The sequence below is a fragment of the Paraburkholderia sp. GAS41 genome, assembly GCF_050436545.1.
Classification (GTDB): Bacteria; Pseudomonadota; Gammaproteobacteria; order Burkholderiales; family Burkholderiaceae; genus Paraburkholderia.
In genome coordinates this window covers 15,082-29,665 of the sequence record NZ_JBNDMK010000007.1, presented here as the reverse complement: position 1 = coordinate 29,665, position 14,584 = coordinate 15,082, and the positions used below count along the sequence as shown (strand labels likewise).

General features: G+C 62.1%; 12 protein-coding genes and 1 pseudogene. 5 read left to right on the top strand and 8 right to left on the bottom strand.

Translation table 11 applies throughout. The annotated features are described in order from the left end of the window. Positions 1–148: 148 nt before the first annotated feature. The 3 genes from P3T43_RS12315 to P3T43_RS12305 form a co-directional block, all read right to left on the bottom strand. On the bottom strand, positions 149–1,018 hold the full coding sequence (locus P3T43_RS12315; protein ID WP_429281325.1) for an MFS transporter: 870 nt from the start codon (positions 1,016–1,018) through the stop codon (positions 149–151). A gap of 244 nt (positions 1,019–1,262) precedes the next feature. Further along, on the bottom strand, positions 1,263–4,169 hold the full coding sequence (locus tag P3T43_RS12310; protein ID WP_429281324.1) for a CHAT domain-containing protein: 2,907 nt from the start codon (positions 4,167–4,169) through the stop codon (positions 1,263–1,265). 160 nt (positions 4,170–4,329) lie between these two features. After that, positions 4,330–4,650, bottom strand: coding sequence for a hypothetical protein (locus tag P3T43_RS12305; protein WP_429281323.1), 321 nt, complete (start codon positions 4,648–4,650; stop codon positions 4,330–4,332). A gap of 30 nt (positions 4,651–4,680) precedes the next feature. Here P3T43_RS12305 and P3T43_RS12300 point away from each other — a divergent pair, with 30 nt between their 5' ends. The 5 genes from P3T43_RS12300 (at position 4,681) to P3T43_RS12280 (ending at position 9,848) form a co-directional block, all read left to right on the top strand. Further along, complete coding sequence (locus tag P3T43_RS12300; RefSeq protein WP_429281322.1) at positions 4,681–5,202, top strand: hypothetical protein; 522 nt, start codon at positions 4,681–4,683, stop codon at positions 5,200–5,202. 240 nt (positions 5,203–5,442) lie between these two features. After that, on the top strand, positions 5,443–6,246 hold the full coding sequence (locus P3T43_RS12295) for an alpha/beta fold hydrolase (protein WP_429281321.1): 804 nt from the start codon (positions 5,443–5,445) through the stop codon (positions 6,244–6,246). Between the two features lie 2 nt (positions 6,247–6,248). Next, positions 6,249–7,808, top strand: coding sequence for a hybrid sensor histidine kinase/response regulator (locus P3T43_RS12290; RefSeq protein WP_429281320.1), 1,560 nt, complete (start codon positions 6,249–6,251; stop codon positions 7,806–7,808). 85 nt (positions 7,809–7,893) lie between these two features. Continuing rightward, positions 7,894–8,184, top strand: coding sequence for a hypothetical protein (locus P3T43_RS12285; protein WP_429281319.1), 291 nt, complete (start codon positions 7,894–7,896; stop codon positions 8,182–8,184). Positions 8,185–8,369: 185 nt separating this feature from the next. Continuing rightward, complete coding sequence (locus P3T43_RS12280) at positions 8,370–9,848, top strand: tetratricopeptide repeat protein (RefSeq protein ID WP_429281318.1); 1,479 nt, start codon at positions 8,370–8,372, stop codon at positions 9,846–9,848. A gap of 81 nt (positions 9,849–9,929) precedes the next feature. Here P3T43_RS12280 and P3T43_RS12275 read toward each other — a convergent pair whose 3' ends face one another. The 5 genes and pseudogenes from P3T43_RS12275 to P3T43_RS12255 form a co-directional block, all read right to left on the bottom strand. After that, positions 9,930–10,289: a tautomerase family protein gene (locus P3T43_RS12275; protein WP_429281317.1), complete on the bottom strand. Its 360-nt coding sequence runs from the start codon at positions 10,287–10,289 to the stop codon at positions 9,930–9,932. A gap of 104 nt (positions 10,290–10,393) precedes the next feature. After that, positions 10,394–11,194 carry an acetoacetate decarboxylase family protein gene (locus P3T43_RS12270; protein WP_429281316.1) on the bottom strand — a complete coding sequence of 267 codons (801 nt, stop codon included), beginning with the start codon at positions 11,192–11,194 and terminating at the stop codon, positions 10,394–10,396. Positions 11,195–11,295: 101 nt separating this feature from the next. Beyond that, positions 11,296–11,418 (bottom strand): annotated as a pseudogene (locus P3T43_RS12265) (thiamine pyrophosphate-binding protein); the annotation flags it as partial. A gap of 127 nt (positions 11,419–11,545) precedes the next feature. Further along, positions 11,546–13,072, bottom strand: a complete 1,527-nt coding sequence (locus P3T43_RS12260; RefSeq protein ID WP_429281315.1) for a M81 family metallopeptidase — start codon at positions 13,070–13,072, stop codon at positions 11,546–11,548. A 60-nt stretch (positions 13,073–13,132) separates the two neighbouring features. Beyond that, on the bottom strand, positions 13,133–14,479 hold the full coding sequence (locus tag P3T43_RS12255; protein ID WP_429281314.1) for an MFS transporter: 1,347 nt from the start codon (positions 14,477–14,479) through the stop codon (positions 13,133–13,135). Positions 14,480–14,584: the final 105 nt, after the last annotated feature.

Genomic DNA, 14,584 nt, shown 5'->3' with positions numbered 1-14,584 from the left:
TCCGGAAGCGAAAAAGGGACAGACCAGCCTAGCCTGGGAAAAATCGGAAATCAACAGACAATTGTCCGAATGCGCTGGGACCCGGCTGAGCACGAAACCCAAACAGCAACTGTTTGATTTATATAACTAAAATATTAAGGGCAGGCCGCTAGCCATTGTCGCGCCTGGATCGCGCTACCGTCGTAATCTGCACGGAAATCACGGGGATGCCCATTGCGGCCGCGATACACATCAACCACACGTTGCCGAGCTTGCGCCCCAGCCCGATGCTGAACGGCATGATGAGTAGCTCGATGAATGGCTGTATCCCGATGACCGCTCCCCGCACGGCGGGACTCAGCTTGAGCTGTTCATCCATGTAGATCAGCAGGAATCCGTACTTTATCGGCTCTCCTGCGTAGACCAGGACGAAGAGTCCGGTGAAGGCCAGCAGCGGAAGCTTAGCCCGTAGGCTCGGGTGACGTGCAGGCTCACTTGCCGACTCCCGTTCACGCTTGACGGTTGGATTCAGCGTTCCGAGCGGTGCGATCTGCAGCAGTATGCAGATCGCCGTCATCCAGAGCATCGGGCGCAGGCCATAGGTCGCCGCCACCCACGCGCCCAGGACAGGCCCGACGATCCATCCGCCGGTAAGCGCCATACGGATAATGGCAACAACACGGTCATTTGCGTGGTCGGGTCTGGCACTGAGTTCATCGTGGACAGCCGCGAAAATCTGCGAGGCGGTAGCGCCGGAAACGGCCAGCAAAGCGACCGCGATGATAAACGGCATCCAGATCGAACTGGAGACGGCGAGCCCTGCCCAACCCAGAAAGCCCGCCACAGCACACAGGCGAAAAAGACCAAGCCGATTGCCTGTGTAGTCGGAGTAGCGGCCAACGCAATACCCCGCAACCGGAGCGGCGAGACTGGTCAGGTAATAGAACCCGGCCAGGGGCAGCGAAGCCCCGAGTTCCCTCACCAGGAACAGCACGATTTGGGGTGCGGCCGCTGACGTGCCGAGACCTGACAGAAACATTGCAATCGTTGCGCCAAGAAAAAACCTCGAGGCTGCAACCTGACGCAATGCAGATGGACTACCGGTGCGGTCAGGCATCGTGACCGATTGACTACCGCTTGGGTCAGACATCGTGGAGCGAATCCCCAGGTCAGTTCCTGAATTTGCTTAGCAGCGACGGGCGATCCGCCGCGCAGGCTGGAGAGTATCGCAACCGCTTGCGGATTGCCAGGGTCAGGTAAAGCGGGTTCGTACAACCCATTACTCAGCGGGCCGCGTCTCCGGTGAGAACATAGGCGCCCCAAAAATACGGGTGACGATAAAGCTCGCCGTCCTTGCCGCTGGCCATGTCACGCTCCGTGCGCGCAAGTGCCTCGGCCTTCGACAGCGACGGATCGTCGGCATAGCGCCGGAATACGCCGGTTGTGATCTCGGTCGCCGATCGCGATTCGACGGCCCACTGGGTGACGAGCATCGAACGCGCGCCCGCCGCGAAAAATGCTCGGGACAACTCAGAGATTGCGTCCCCTGCCGTGCCGGTGACGAGTCCCGTGTTACAGGCGGACAGAACGACCCAGTCGGCGTTCAGCCGCAGCGTCACGATATCGTCCGCGGTAAGAATGGAATCGGGCAACCCGTTTCCCTCATAGGCCAGCGCAAGACCCGCCTTGCGCCATCCCGGCACTTCGCCCGCGACGATGCCATGAGTCGCAAACAGCACGACGCGAGCATTCGACATGTCCGTCTTCATGGCTTCACTACGCGAAGCCTCCCTCCCCCGAAGCACGCTCTTATCAGACGCGCCAAGCGTTGTGGCGATAGCGCGTGCCTCGGCCGTCGTCTCAGGCAACGGCGTCACGCGATGGTAGTCGAACGCGGGCGCACCGGTGTCGACGGGAAAAGCGCGAGCAGCCACGTGAGCGACCGGAACCTCGCCGCCGCCCGATTCGTGGCCGTCGAAGCTCGGGTCCGCGAAAGCGATCAGCGGTTCACTCGCACGTGTCGCCGGATGACTCCGAGCGAGTACGAGCGCAGAGGCGTTAGGGATGCGCACCGGCGTCGCCGTGCTGAGCCACCAGTTGGCGTCCGCGAGGCTCGACGCGGGACGCGTAGTCAGCACATCGAAGGGAATGCTCGCAAGGATCCCGCTCGTCCCGATGTACACCGTCGTCGCGCCGCGAAGGTCGTCCTGCACCGGCGCGATCAGCGCCTGATACAAACTTGCCGCGGCGCCGAGATTGAACCCGGCCGGGTCGCCCGGACGCTGGGGCGGCCCCCCTGCATCGAAGCCCGCTCGCAAGGCCACCACCTGCTTCGTGAGCGCGGCACGTGTCGCCGTCAGGCGGACCGCGCGAAACGCCCCACCCGGCCGCACCACGAACGCATAGCTCGCGTCGTGGCCCGCGTAAAAATCCACATAGACTTCGCCTTCGTGCAGCGCCTTGCCGAGGGCATCCGGTGTCGGGATCTCCGGCGACACAAGTTGGCGATAGAGCGGAAATTGCGAGGCGATCTGCTCGCGCAGACTGGAAAGTTTGCCGGTGGCGGCCTTGAGGGCTTCCTCTTCATGCTCGACATTGGCAGCGGCGTGATTTTGCTGGCCCTGGCTGTCCCCTGCCTTTTGTTCCTGCTCGACCCGGTTCGTCGCTCTTGAGAGCGCGACGCGCGCTGTATTCTGCGCGTAGCGCAGCGACTGCTCCTGCTCGATCAGCGCGCGCAGCCCCGGCGTCGACGCCGCGAGGCGCGCGGCGCCATCGGCCATCGCGCCCTGGGTGGCGTTCATATGGAACAACTCGGCGATCTGAAACGCGAGGACTTGCCCCTGCTCGCCTTCGTTCATCGCGTGGCTCATCGAAAGAGCCAGCGCGCCGTCCTCGTCGTAGGCTCCTCGGGTACCCGAATCGTTCCAGTCGTCCTGCGTGCCGACGAGCGGTTTGACGTAGCTGGCGACCTCCTGCTCGCTCACCTGGGCAGCAGGATCTTCCAGCCGGTACAGCATGTGCATCGCAGATTCGTACTTGTAAAACGGACTTTCGGGCCCCTGTCTGCGCAGATTTCCCGCCATTGCCGCCGCGATCCGCGTTTCGGCCTCCTGCCAGTTTCCGTGCGCGGCGAGTATCAGGGACTCGCGTTCGTCGGCGGTCACGGTATGAGCCACCGCGGGATTGACGCTTGCCGCGGACTCCCAGGCATTCGCGTCCGCCTGGTAATCGCCGATGCGTCCTAGCGCGAGCGCAAACATCAGACGCAGGCGCAATGCATCCGCATAGGTCCCGGAGTACGGCGCCACGTTAGCATTTCGCAAGCCCGTAATCGCAGCATCGATGGCCGACATCGCGCCGTCGTAGTCGTCGTTCGAGGCAAGCGCTATCGCCTGACCATGCTCGACCTCGGCGCGCTGCGTGGGACTCGCCTTCATGTCGGGCCGATTATCGATGTCCCAGCGCAGTTCGTTGGCGTAGCTCAACGCCTCCGTGCGGCGATTGTTCTGGACCATCAGGCGGATCAGTTCGGTGGAATTGTCGAGCAACTCGTTCAGCGCGGCCCGATGCCGTCGGACGCTGAGCGCCGGGTCGTTGAGATTGTGCCAGGCAAGCTCCTGACTTTCCCGGCGCTTCTGCAACGCGAGGTCATGCCGGTTCCGATAGCGGCGGGCGATTTCGGCTTCTGCGCCGAAGTACGCATAGGACGGCTCGTGCGGCAATGTCTCGAGCTCTGCCGGCGTCGTGTCGCGTGCAAGCGACTGCGCGCGGTCAAGCAGGCGCTCGCTACGCGCCACGTCGCCAGCGAGGGCGTACGCTACGGCCAGACCCGAAGCCGTGAGCGAGCGCCGCCCTGGCGAAATGCGCGAGTCATCGACGATCTGTTCGCGCACCCGCATCGAATCGATCACCATTCCGGCGCGGAAGTAATCGGATGCCAGTCCATCGAGCAACGCAAAACGCGCATCGCCGTCTGTGGTGTCGCCCAATTGACGGTGCACGTCCTGTTCGTGGTCGCGCAGCGTCTGTTGATCGGCCGTTCCAGCAGCCGACGCGGTGGCCGCGGATGCTGCGGCGGAATCGACACCCGGAGCGGTTTGCGACCATCCGTTCGACGCCCACGACAACACGGCCAGCATCAGCGGGATCGGCGAAATCAGAAGGTCCAGCCAACGGCAGCGCATCGCCATGCCCCTGTTTCCATAGGACCGGTTCGGCTTCGCGATGTAAGACGATCGTCAGCCGCTCGATTAACGCCTTGATTGAAGCAGCAGGATGGTCGGGATTCTAGGCGCAAGGCCACAAAGCCACCCATATTGCCGGATCGCCCCGCTGCCCCCTGGCGAGGCGCTACTTGGATTCGTCGGCGCCGCCGGAGCGCGGCCAGGGCTGCGTGGGATCGACGCTGGGATGGGGGCTATTCGGAAAGAGGCTGCGTGTCGCCGCTGGTGCAACGGCCTCGTCCGGGTTCGAAGCGGCGCCGCTTGCCGCGGATGCCGCCTGCGCATTCGCGGCGCTCGACGGCAGCAGCCCGCTCGTCTTGGGCGCCGCCTTCATGCTTGCCGATGCCGGTGTGCCGCTTTCCGCCGTCTCGCCCATCACGAGCGTCGACAGGCACAGCAGCGCGGGCAGCAAGACAAGAATGCCTGCGATGTGTTTCTTGACTATCATTATTTTGCTCCGCACGTACACGGGGGAACTATGGGACGCGATAACCATCCAGTCTGGGCGGTATACGACAAACTTCGCACTGCTCGGCTCAATGTCCGATATTACAGTGAACGACTGCGCCGTCTCGAACATCTGGATATGGCGATGGACCTGGCGCTCGTTATTGCGGCGCCGACCTCGGCGGTTGCCGGTTTGTGGTTTTTCAAAACGGACATAGGCAAGCACGTGTGGCAAGGCCTCGGGACGTTTTGCGCCTTCGTCGCAGCGATCCGGCCGGCGATTCAATTCAGACGAACGCTTAAAGCATACGAAATGACGATCGCGGCTTACCAGGCGCTCGAGTACGACCTGGAAACCATACGCCGCAAAGTCGAGCAGCGCGGGATTTACGACGAGGAATTGAAGGCGGATTTTTTACGCGCGCTTGAACGACAACGCCACATTGATATATCCAGTCCCGACAAGATCGCCAACTCACGGCTTCTGAAAACGTGCACGACGGCGGTACTCTCCGAAATGCCGTCGAGTGCATTTTTTATTCCGGAAAGGTAGCACGTCGGCGCAGTCGCTACGCTGATCGCAACGCCCTACCTCGCCGTTGACGCTCTTCCCCTGCCCTCTCAAGTCGGCGCTGCTTGCCGCATGCGCGTGAAGCGCATTGCAGACATCGCGCTCCGGCTTGCCGTCACTTACCTTAGGATGCCTAATGCTTTCAAAGGCTAGAAGAGAATAAAGACCGGCCCTGCCCCGGATATGAAACAATGTAAAACCGAAATCTCGTCAAGGAAAACCATGAACGTCCGCGAGCGCAACAATGTCCATGTCGACGGCGGTGGCGCTTCCACGGTGGTGTTTGCACACGGCTTTGGCTGCGACCAGACCATGTGGCGCTATCTCGCGCCTGGTTTCGGAAAACGCTACCGGACCGTTCTGTTCGACCTCGTAGGAAGCGGGAATTCTGACCTCTCCGCCTATGATTACGACAAGTACGGCACGCTTCACGGCTATGCCACGGACCTGCTCGAACTGATCGATGAGGTCACTACAGGGCCCGTTATTTACATAGGACATTCGGTCAGCGCAATGATCGGCATGCTGGCGGCGATTCGGGCGCCGCATCGGTTCACCGCAAACGTCATGGTCGGCCCGTCTCCCTGTTTCATCAACGACGGCGACTACATTGGCGGATTCACCCGCAGCGACATCGACGGCTTGCTGGAGACCCTCGAAAGCAACTACCTGGGCTGGTCCAGCACCATGGCACCGGTCATCATGGGCTCACCGGATCAACCCGAGCTTGGCGTCGAACTCACCAATAGTTTTTGCCGTACCGATCCCAACATTGCGAAGCATTTCGCGAAGGTCACTTTCCTCGCCGACCATCGCGCCGATCTCGCCCAGGTCACCACGCCCACCTTGATCCTGCAATCAAGCGACGATCTCCTCGCGCCGCTTTCCGTGGGTGAATTCATGCACCACGAAATCTCAGGCAGCACGCTCAGCATCGTGGACAACGTCGGACACTGCCCGCATTTGAGCGCCCCGTGCGCCAGCATCGACGCGACCGAGGCATTCCTGCGCGAGCACGGGCTTTGACAATGGACAGTCCGGGACGGTCCCTGCCTGCGATCGACGAGGCATACGATCATGCACCGTGTGGCTTGCTCACGACCACCATCCAGGGAACCATCGTCAGGGTCAACACAACCTTTTGCCATTGGCTGGGTTACGACGCCTTGGAGCTTGTCGAAAAACGCCGGTTCCAGGATCTGTTGACGGTCGGCGGCAAGGTATTCCATCAGACCCATTGGGCGCCCCTGCTGCAGATGCAGCGCTCAGTAGCTGAAGTCAAGGTGGACATCGTGCGCAAGGACGGCAAGACCCTGCCGGTTCTGATCAACGCTTCCCGCCGCCGCCACGATGGGATTGAACTCGACGAATTTGCCGCAGTGGTGGTTATTGACCGGCACCAATACGAGCGTGAGCTGCTGCTCGCCCGCCAGCAATCCGAGGCGGCGCTGGAAGCCAAACGCGCCGCGCAGCAGGCGCTGCAGGAAGCCGATCGCAGGAAGGACGAGTTTATGGCGACGCTTGCCCATGAGCTTCGCAATCCGCTTGCGCCCATGCGAAGCGTGCTCGAATTACTGCGGCCGAAGCCGTTCACGGACCCGCAAGTGCGGTGGTCGCATGACGTGCTCGAACGCCAGTTGACCCAGATGACGTCGCTGGTTGACGGTCTGCTTGAAGTGTCGCGAATCAGCGCAGGGAAAATCAGCCTGAAGAAAGAGCGGCTCGATCTGGCTACGGCCATGCAACTCGTGGTCGAGACGTCGCAGTCGCTGTTCGCGGCTGCCGGGCACCGTCTGGTGTTCGAACCACCATCGCAGCCGCTCATGCTCGATGCGGATCCCACCCGCTTGTCCCAGATCATTCAGAATCTGCTCAATAATGCCGCCAAATACACCCCTTCCGGTGGAACTGTCTGGCTGAGCGCAACACGCTCGGGCGACGACGCAGTGATCTCGGTGCGCGACACCGGCATTGGCATCGCAGCTGAAGACCTGCCGTCGTTGTTCGGGATGTTTGCGCAGTTGCCCTCCGGCATGAAGCATTCGCAGGGTGGCCTCGGAATTGGCCTGTCGCTGGTGCAGACGCTCGCGCAGCTTCACGCTGGAACGGTGTCGGCTGCGAGCGCCGGCGTGGGGCTGGGCAGCGAATTCGTGGTGCGGCTACCCGTCGCAGAGGATCAAATCACGCCACCTGCGATCGCGCAACCGGTGAGCCGTCCACGCAGCGCAAAGCAGCACCGGGTTCTGATCATCGATGACAACGAGGACGCCGCCACCAGCCTTGCGCTGCTGCTGGAATCCGAAGGCCACGACGTTCGCACCGCGCCCGACGCCAGGACCGGCCTGCGCCTGGCCGATGACTTCTCACCAGAGGCCATCGTGCTGGACATCGGTCTGCCGGATGTCGACGGGTATGAAGTTGCGCGGCTGATCCGGCAGCGGCCCGCGGGTCAGACCATCCTGATGATTGCGCTGACGGGTTGGGGACAGGATGCCGACAAGCAGGCAGCGAGGCACGCCGGCTTCGATTTCCATTTTACAAAGCCCGTCGATATCGACAGCCTGCTTGGGGTGCTGAATCAGCGTTAGCCCCTATTTTCCCCCTCCGCTGCGCCGCTTCTCCGTTCAGGTACGCGTCGTGCTTGTCTCCAGGTGCACGATGTGGAGAACCGCGATGAAACCGATGATGAACGCACTACGCTCGATCCCGAAGACGCTCGTGGCAGGCACCACGCTCGTCATGGCCAGCGCGGCCGTCGCGCAGGTCTACGTCCAGCCGCAACCGCCGCGGCCGCGGTACGAAGTGGCGGCGCCCGCGCGGACCTTGAGCCTTGCGGTCCCAGTCGGCTGGCAGGGCGACCATTACTGGGACGGCCACCGCTATTGGGGCCACGATGAATGGATGCAACACCATCCAAACGAGCGTGACCAGCAGAACGACCAGGCGCTCGCGCATCGCGAATAACGTTCTTCCCGGTTCTTCGCCCCAGTTGCCCTCGGCTTTTCTTCGACAAAAGTTGCAAACAGAATCCGACGCTCTCGTTCTACCAGCAGAGGAATCGACGTGTAGGGAAAGCGCAAGCTTGCTCCCCACCTCCGTCCTCCTCGCCAGCATTCGGGTTCAACACGCATCTCAGTCGAGGAATCGCCATGAATCCCAGACATCCCACGACCCGCTCTTTTCGCCCGCAGGCGGATGCATTGGGGTGGTTCGTCAAAGGCGCCCGGACCGCCTACGACTCGCTCGCGCCGGCTCGTAATGTGGCGATGACGCTTGGCGGCCTGTTACTCGTCGTGCTGACGCTCGTCTATATCCACTATTGCTGGAGGTCGGTCACGCTCATCGACCCCATCCCCGTTCCACCCGGTTTCGCCAGCTACGGGGTGTCCCCAGCCACCGCCCAGCAGCAGTTCAACGAGGACATGTTGTCGATTCTGGAATCGGCATCCAGCGTCATGCCGACCGAGATCCACCAGAACATCGTGGACGCCGGTCAGGATGACCTGCATCTGGAGATTCCCGGCACCGGATTGTCGGTCGACGATTTCGTGAAGGTCGCGAAGGCGTGGTCTCACCGCGATGGTCATATCACGGCGCAAATCATCCGCGAGGGAAAGTCCTTGCACCTGTCGGGCCGGGTCATTCGCCCCGGTGGAGAATCCCATCCATTCGATGCGGTGAGTTCAACTGGCAATCTGCAGGAGGTGATTGCGCTGGGCGCACAGGCTGCGATGGCTCAATACACCCCTTATGTGCTCGCCTCTTCAATCCTCGATAAAGCGCAAAAGGATTGCCTGAGCAACAATGCACCCTGTCAGTACACGGACGCAGCCAACGCATTCTGGAACGTCCTGCGCAGCGACTCAGTGGACGACACGGAGCATCTGCGCAAATGGGCTTATCTGGGTCTATCGAAAATTGCCGAAAACAAGCTGGATTATCTGACTGAGATCGAACACGCGCGCCGCGCCATCGCACTCGACCCGCACTTTTCCTGGGCACGCTACAACTGGGGTGTGGCGCTGGATGGCATGGGATGCCACGCCGAAGCACGCGAGAAATTCTCAGCCGTCATTCGCGACCGATACAGTTTCGCGGCGGGCCACAATGCGCTCGGCAGCCAGTACCTGAGCATCGCCAAAACACTTCCACAACCGGTGGCTTCGAACCGCCTGAAGATACCGCCGGAAGAAAATCCTGCGCGGCTTGCGCAGCTAGAGTTCGAAGCCGCAACCCGTCTCGATCCCCGTTACGGAGAGGCATTTATGAACCTTGGCGACGCGCTGCAAATTCAGGGGCGCCAGCAAGACGCGCTCACGCAGTTGCGTAATGCGGTCAGCGTCGATATCGGCAATGCGGGCAACGCCTACAAGCAGATTGCAAGCATCGAAAAACAGATGGGCAACGATGCAATGGCACGCAATGCGGATCAGGCCGCCGTTGCAAGCGATTGGGAAAATCGTTGGTGCAGGGGTTCGATTCAGTCCGGCGACGCCGTGGCGCACGGCTGTGGCTCGGGATTCACGAGTGTCGCGGTGCAAGCCTCGCTTCACAATGTTCAGGAGTGGCCCAAGGTGAGTTTCTCCGAGGCAGATTGCAAGCAGTACGCCTCTGAAGGCGGCCCTTGATCCTGAGCATCGTTGCCTCGACGAGTGGCGTGTCTTCCTGTCAATGAACGTGCAGACAAGCACGCAGATGTGCGCAGGCACCTACTCGCCCGCTACCTCCGGCATGATTTGCCCCATTTCCATCGCCTGGCTCGGTGGCACCTCCTGGACGCCAATCACGATCTGATCGTCAGGCGCGCCCGTCGCCGCCTGAAACACAGTCCAGAGACGTTGTAGCAAACCCCGCTTATATTCGGGCGTACGGCCGGTGCGGATGAGCAGCGTGAGCGCGGCGGTGGCGGCGGCCTCTCCTGCTGTGAATCCATTGCCCGGTGGATATTCCTGGAAGACCACATGCACCCAGTTCTTTGGCACACCGGAATACTCGGCATGCAGATCCGTCAGGTCGACCGCAAGCCTGGATCGGGCCTCGCTACTGAGTACGCCGTGCTGGGTAATCAAGGTGTAGAGCGGTATGAAAGCGCCTCCTCTATGGACGTCGTACGGGCATTCACGTTGGCAGCGGGGATAGCAGGCCTCCGCTTACCCGGAGACCCCGATCGTCTTTACGCCGCGTAGTTCTTCAGGATGCGCAGATCGGTCACGGAATACGCCATACCCAGCTGATAGCCCTTGCCAACCCGCACCGGCGCAATCAGATGCATCTCTTCGCCGGCGACTTCGGGCATCTTCAGTTCCGCCGAGCCGCTCCAAACATCCACGATCGCGAGATTATCCGTGAGCGACATGGTGAGTTCATCGACGGGCGGCTTTTCCTGAAGACCCGCTGCCAGTTGCGGAAAGTAACGGCGCACCGTGGTCGGCCGGTTGAAAACCGTCGTCGGGTCGGCGACAGGTTCTTCGAGCTGGATGCGCGCGGTCGCCAGTCTTTCGCCGTGCGCGGACGCACTGGCGCCAAAGCGGCTGCCCTTGGCAAGCGGTGCGGCGGCCAGGCTGGGCGCGGAGAAACTGCGGGTCTGATAGACGCTGGCGAGCTTCTTGGGAAAGCCTTGTGCCCAGCCGCGCGCGATGGCGGCGTCGTTATCCACGAAGATATACGGGCAGTAGTTGACCGGCACGCCGTCGTAGACGGCCTCCACCAGCACGAACGCCTCGCGGTATTGATAGCGCGCGGGGTCGGTCAGTTCGTCGTTGGAGCCGGTGAATTGCCAATCCAGAAACCAGAAGAAGGCGCGCCCGCCCGATTGCTCGTCGACCGTGACGCCTGGCGGCAAAAGTGCCGCAATCGCTTTCGGATCGGCCCAGTATTCGATGGCGAGACAGTCGCTGGAATAGTGCCACGGCGGCAACGTCGCCAGTGCGGACTTGCCCAGCGGAGTAACGGAAACTGAAAAGGCTTTAGACATTTCGTTTCGTCCTCGATGGGGGCGACCGGACGTCGCGACGAACCATTATTGTGCAGATCGCCCTGCTTCACTGCCTGGTTGTCGTGCACGGCCAGCTCGACGATCTTGCCGGAGCGGCGCAGCGAATCGGAGATGCCGTTCAGCGAATCGCCGACGACGCCAAAGATACGCTCGACGCCAGCATGCTCAAGCGTGGCGACCAGATAATCAGCTGCGGTGTTCATGCCGCACCTCCAGAGGGGTGAACGCGGGGACCCGGCTACCGGCGCTCAAGCCGGTGTGCCGTCGATGCGGTCATAGTGCCGCGCCCCGTCCACCCTCGCTGTTCAAATCGCACGGCCTGCTAGCGATTTAGCACGGTTCGAGGTGCCCCTCCTGCTTTGCGTGGCGCTCACCCAGCGTGCCGCCGGTTGGACGCAGACGGATCTGCGGATCGAGATGCTGCCAGGGCAGGTCCGCGGGGTCGGCGGCCATCGGTCCAGGTGACTTCGCCACGAGAATGGCTTCCGACATCGCCTGAAAGTCCGCCCGGAAGTGAACCGAACTCTTGTTGACGAGGATCTTCATCTGCTCCGGTTCAATCCCGGCCACCCGGTAGAGGTTGCGGTCGAACATCTGCAACTTGATGCTGCTGACGGCAATTCTCACCCCATCGATGCGCAGGCAGGCCACCGGCCCGAGTTCGCCGCACATGCCGTTCATCATCGGACCGTCGAGGCGAAACCGTCCGTCCGAGAGATGTTCCACTTCGAAGCGGCCAACCAGCGGTTCGTCGCCCGGCACGCCCGAGCCGCCCGCGAGCGCCAGTTCGATGGTCGCGCCCACGCCGGCCCGATGCGCCTGGGCCGCAGCGTCAGCGTCCCAGATCAGGCCGACCGCCGCGTCGCTGGCGCCATGGCGCAACAGCGCCCGGACCATGCCCATGGTGTTCGAATCGCCGCCCACGCCGGGGTTGTCCTGCGTATCGGCGATGATGACCGGCTTCTGCGCCCCGCGACCCAGTTCGACCGCCTGCGTGACGGCCTCATCAGGCGTCAGGAACGGGACTTCCCAGTGGGGTTCGTCCGCCACCATCTTCGTGAACAGCGCATCGACTGCGCTCGTCAAGGCTGCCTCGTCGAAACCGTAGCCCCAGATCACCGGCCCGCATTCGGGGAAGTCGGCGGCCGGGAAGCCCGGCGCAAAAGAAAGCGACAGGTTCGGGCCCTGCTCGTACGCAGCAAGCTGGTCGTACACGCCACGCGCCGGTTCGACCAGCGTGCACATGCCGTTTACCGGAATCAGGAACGGAATGCGACGCGCCATGCGGTGCAGCGGACGCGCATCCGCGAGCAGCGTTTCGAGCACCGCGTACGCCCGCGAACCGGTCTCGGCCATATCGACGTGCGGGTAAGTGCGATAGGCGACCAGCGCGTCGGCATGCTCGAGCATGCGTTGCGTCACGTTGGCGTGCAGGTCCAGCGAGACGACCACCCGCATGGACGTTCCGACGATCGCGCGGACCCGTTCCAGCAGTTCACCTTCGCCGTCGTCGACGTGCTCCGCCACCATGGCGCCGTGCAGATCCAGATAGATAGCGTCGAAGCCGCCCGCTTCGACGGCAGCGAGGATCTCGCCGGCGATGCGTTCATACGCATCCTGCGTGACATGCGCCGAGGCACTCGCCCCGGCCCAGATCACCGGAATCAGTTCGTGGCCTGCAGGTTCGGCGTCCTTGATGAAGCCGCCAATCGGCACGTTCACATCGCGCAGATTCATGACGTCGAGGCCGCGCGTCAGCGGTGGAAAGCCCTCTCCCTGCACGAAGCTCGCATAGGAAGCCTTGGTCGGTGCAAACGTATTGGTTTCATGCTGGAAACCGGCAATCAGGATTTTCATTTCAGTGATGTCCTTCTGGTCAATAGCGCAAAATTGAAGCGAGGTAGTTCGGATTCCGTACTAAATGGAGTCGTCGAGCGTGGTTTTCGTCGGACCCGCGCCGACGCCCGGCGTAGCGGTCACGCCTTGTTCGGGTCGCCGGTTGACGAGTATCAGGAAGGCTGCAAGCACCGGCATGCAGGCCATCAAGAAGATGCCGAGATGCAGGTTGCCGGTTGCCGTTTTGGCCCAGCCAATCACCGCCGGCCCCCAGAATCCGCCAGATAGCCCGATGGTGTTGATCAGCGCAATGCCGCCCGCCGCCGCCGGACCCTTGATGTACTCGGACGGAATCGCCCAGAACACCGTGTACGCCATCCACAGCATGGCCGTGGCGAGCGTCAGCAGCACCAGCGAGGCGCCGAGATGGCCGTCGGTGAAGAGCGATGCAATCAGCAGGAGCGCGCCGGCGAAGGCCGGCACGGCGCAGTGATAGCGTCGTTCGCCGAGCCGGTCCGAGCGGCGCCCCGCGTAGTACATGCCCAAAGCGGCTGCCATATAAGGAATGGCCGCGTACCAGCCGAGTTTCACGGTATCGGTCACGCCTTGTGTTTTCAGCAGCGTCGGAAGCCAGAAACTGATCGCGTAGATGGGAAAAATGATGCAGAAATACGCCAGCGCCAGGACATAGACGCGGAGGTTACGCAGCACCTTTCCGAACGAATGGTCGCGCGCCGCCGTCGTACCGGTTTCCCGTTCGAGCAGGCGCTTTTCTTCGGCATTCAGCCAGGCCGCGTCGGCGGGCCGGTTCGACAGCACGAACAGCGTGAGAATCCCCAGAGCGATGCAGGGCAAGCCTTCCACCAGAAACATCCATTGCCAGCCGGCTAGCCCACCGACGCCCGCAAAGCTCGACATCAGCCATGCGGAAAGCGGCCCACCCACGATGCCACCCAGCGGACCGGCGATGAAAACGATGGCAATCGCCCGCGCCATGCGCGTCGGACCGTACCAGCACGATAGGTAATAGATCATGCCGGGCGCGAAGCCGGCCTCGAAGATGCCTAACAGGAAGCGCATGCCGTAGAACATCGGCACATTGCGCACGAACAGCATGCACGCCGAAGTGATGCCCCACAGGATCAGGATGCGGCTGAAGGTCTTGCGCGCGCCGACCCGCGGCAACAGCAGGTTGCTCGGCAACTCAAACAGTACATAGCCCAGGAAGAAAATCCCCGCGCCCACGCCGTACGCGGCGTCGGAGAAGCCGAGGTCGCTTTGCATCTGCAGCTTGGCAAAGCCGACGTTGACCCGGTCCATATAAGCAAACATGTAGCAGGCGAGCAGGAATGGCAGGAGTCGCCAGTTGAGCCGGCGGTAGAGCGCTGCGACGGGGTCCGTCGCGGTGAGGGTCGGTATGGCTGCCATGCTCGTCTCCTGGTGTCAGGTGGCTGTCCGCCGTGTGTGTTTCACCATGTTGTCCGGGCAAAACCCACCTAGCAAGAGCAACTAAGTTCACATATCGTTGTTCTG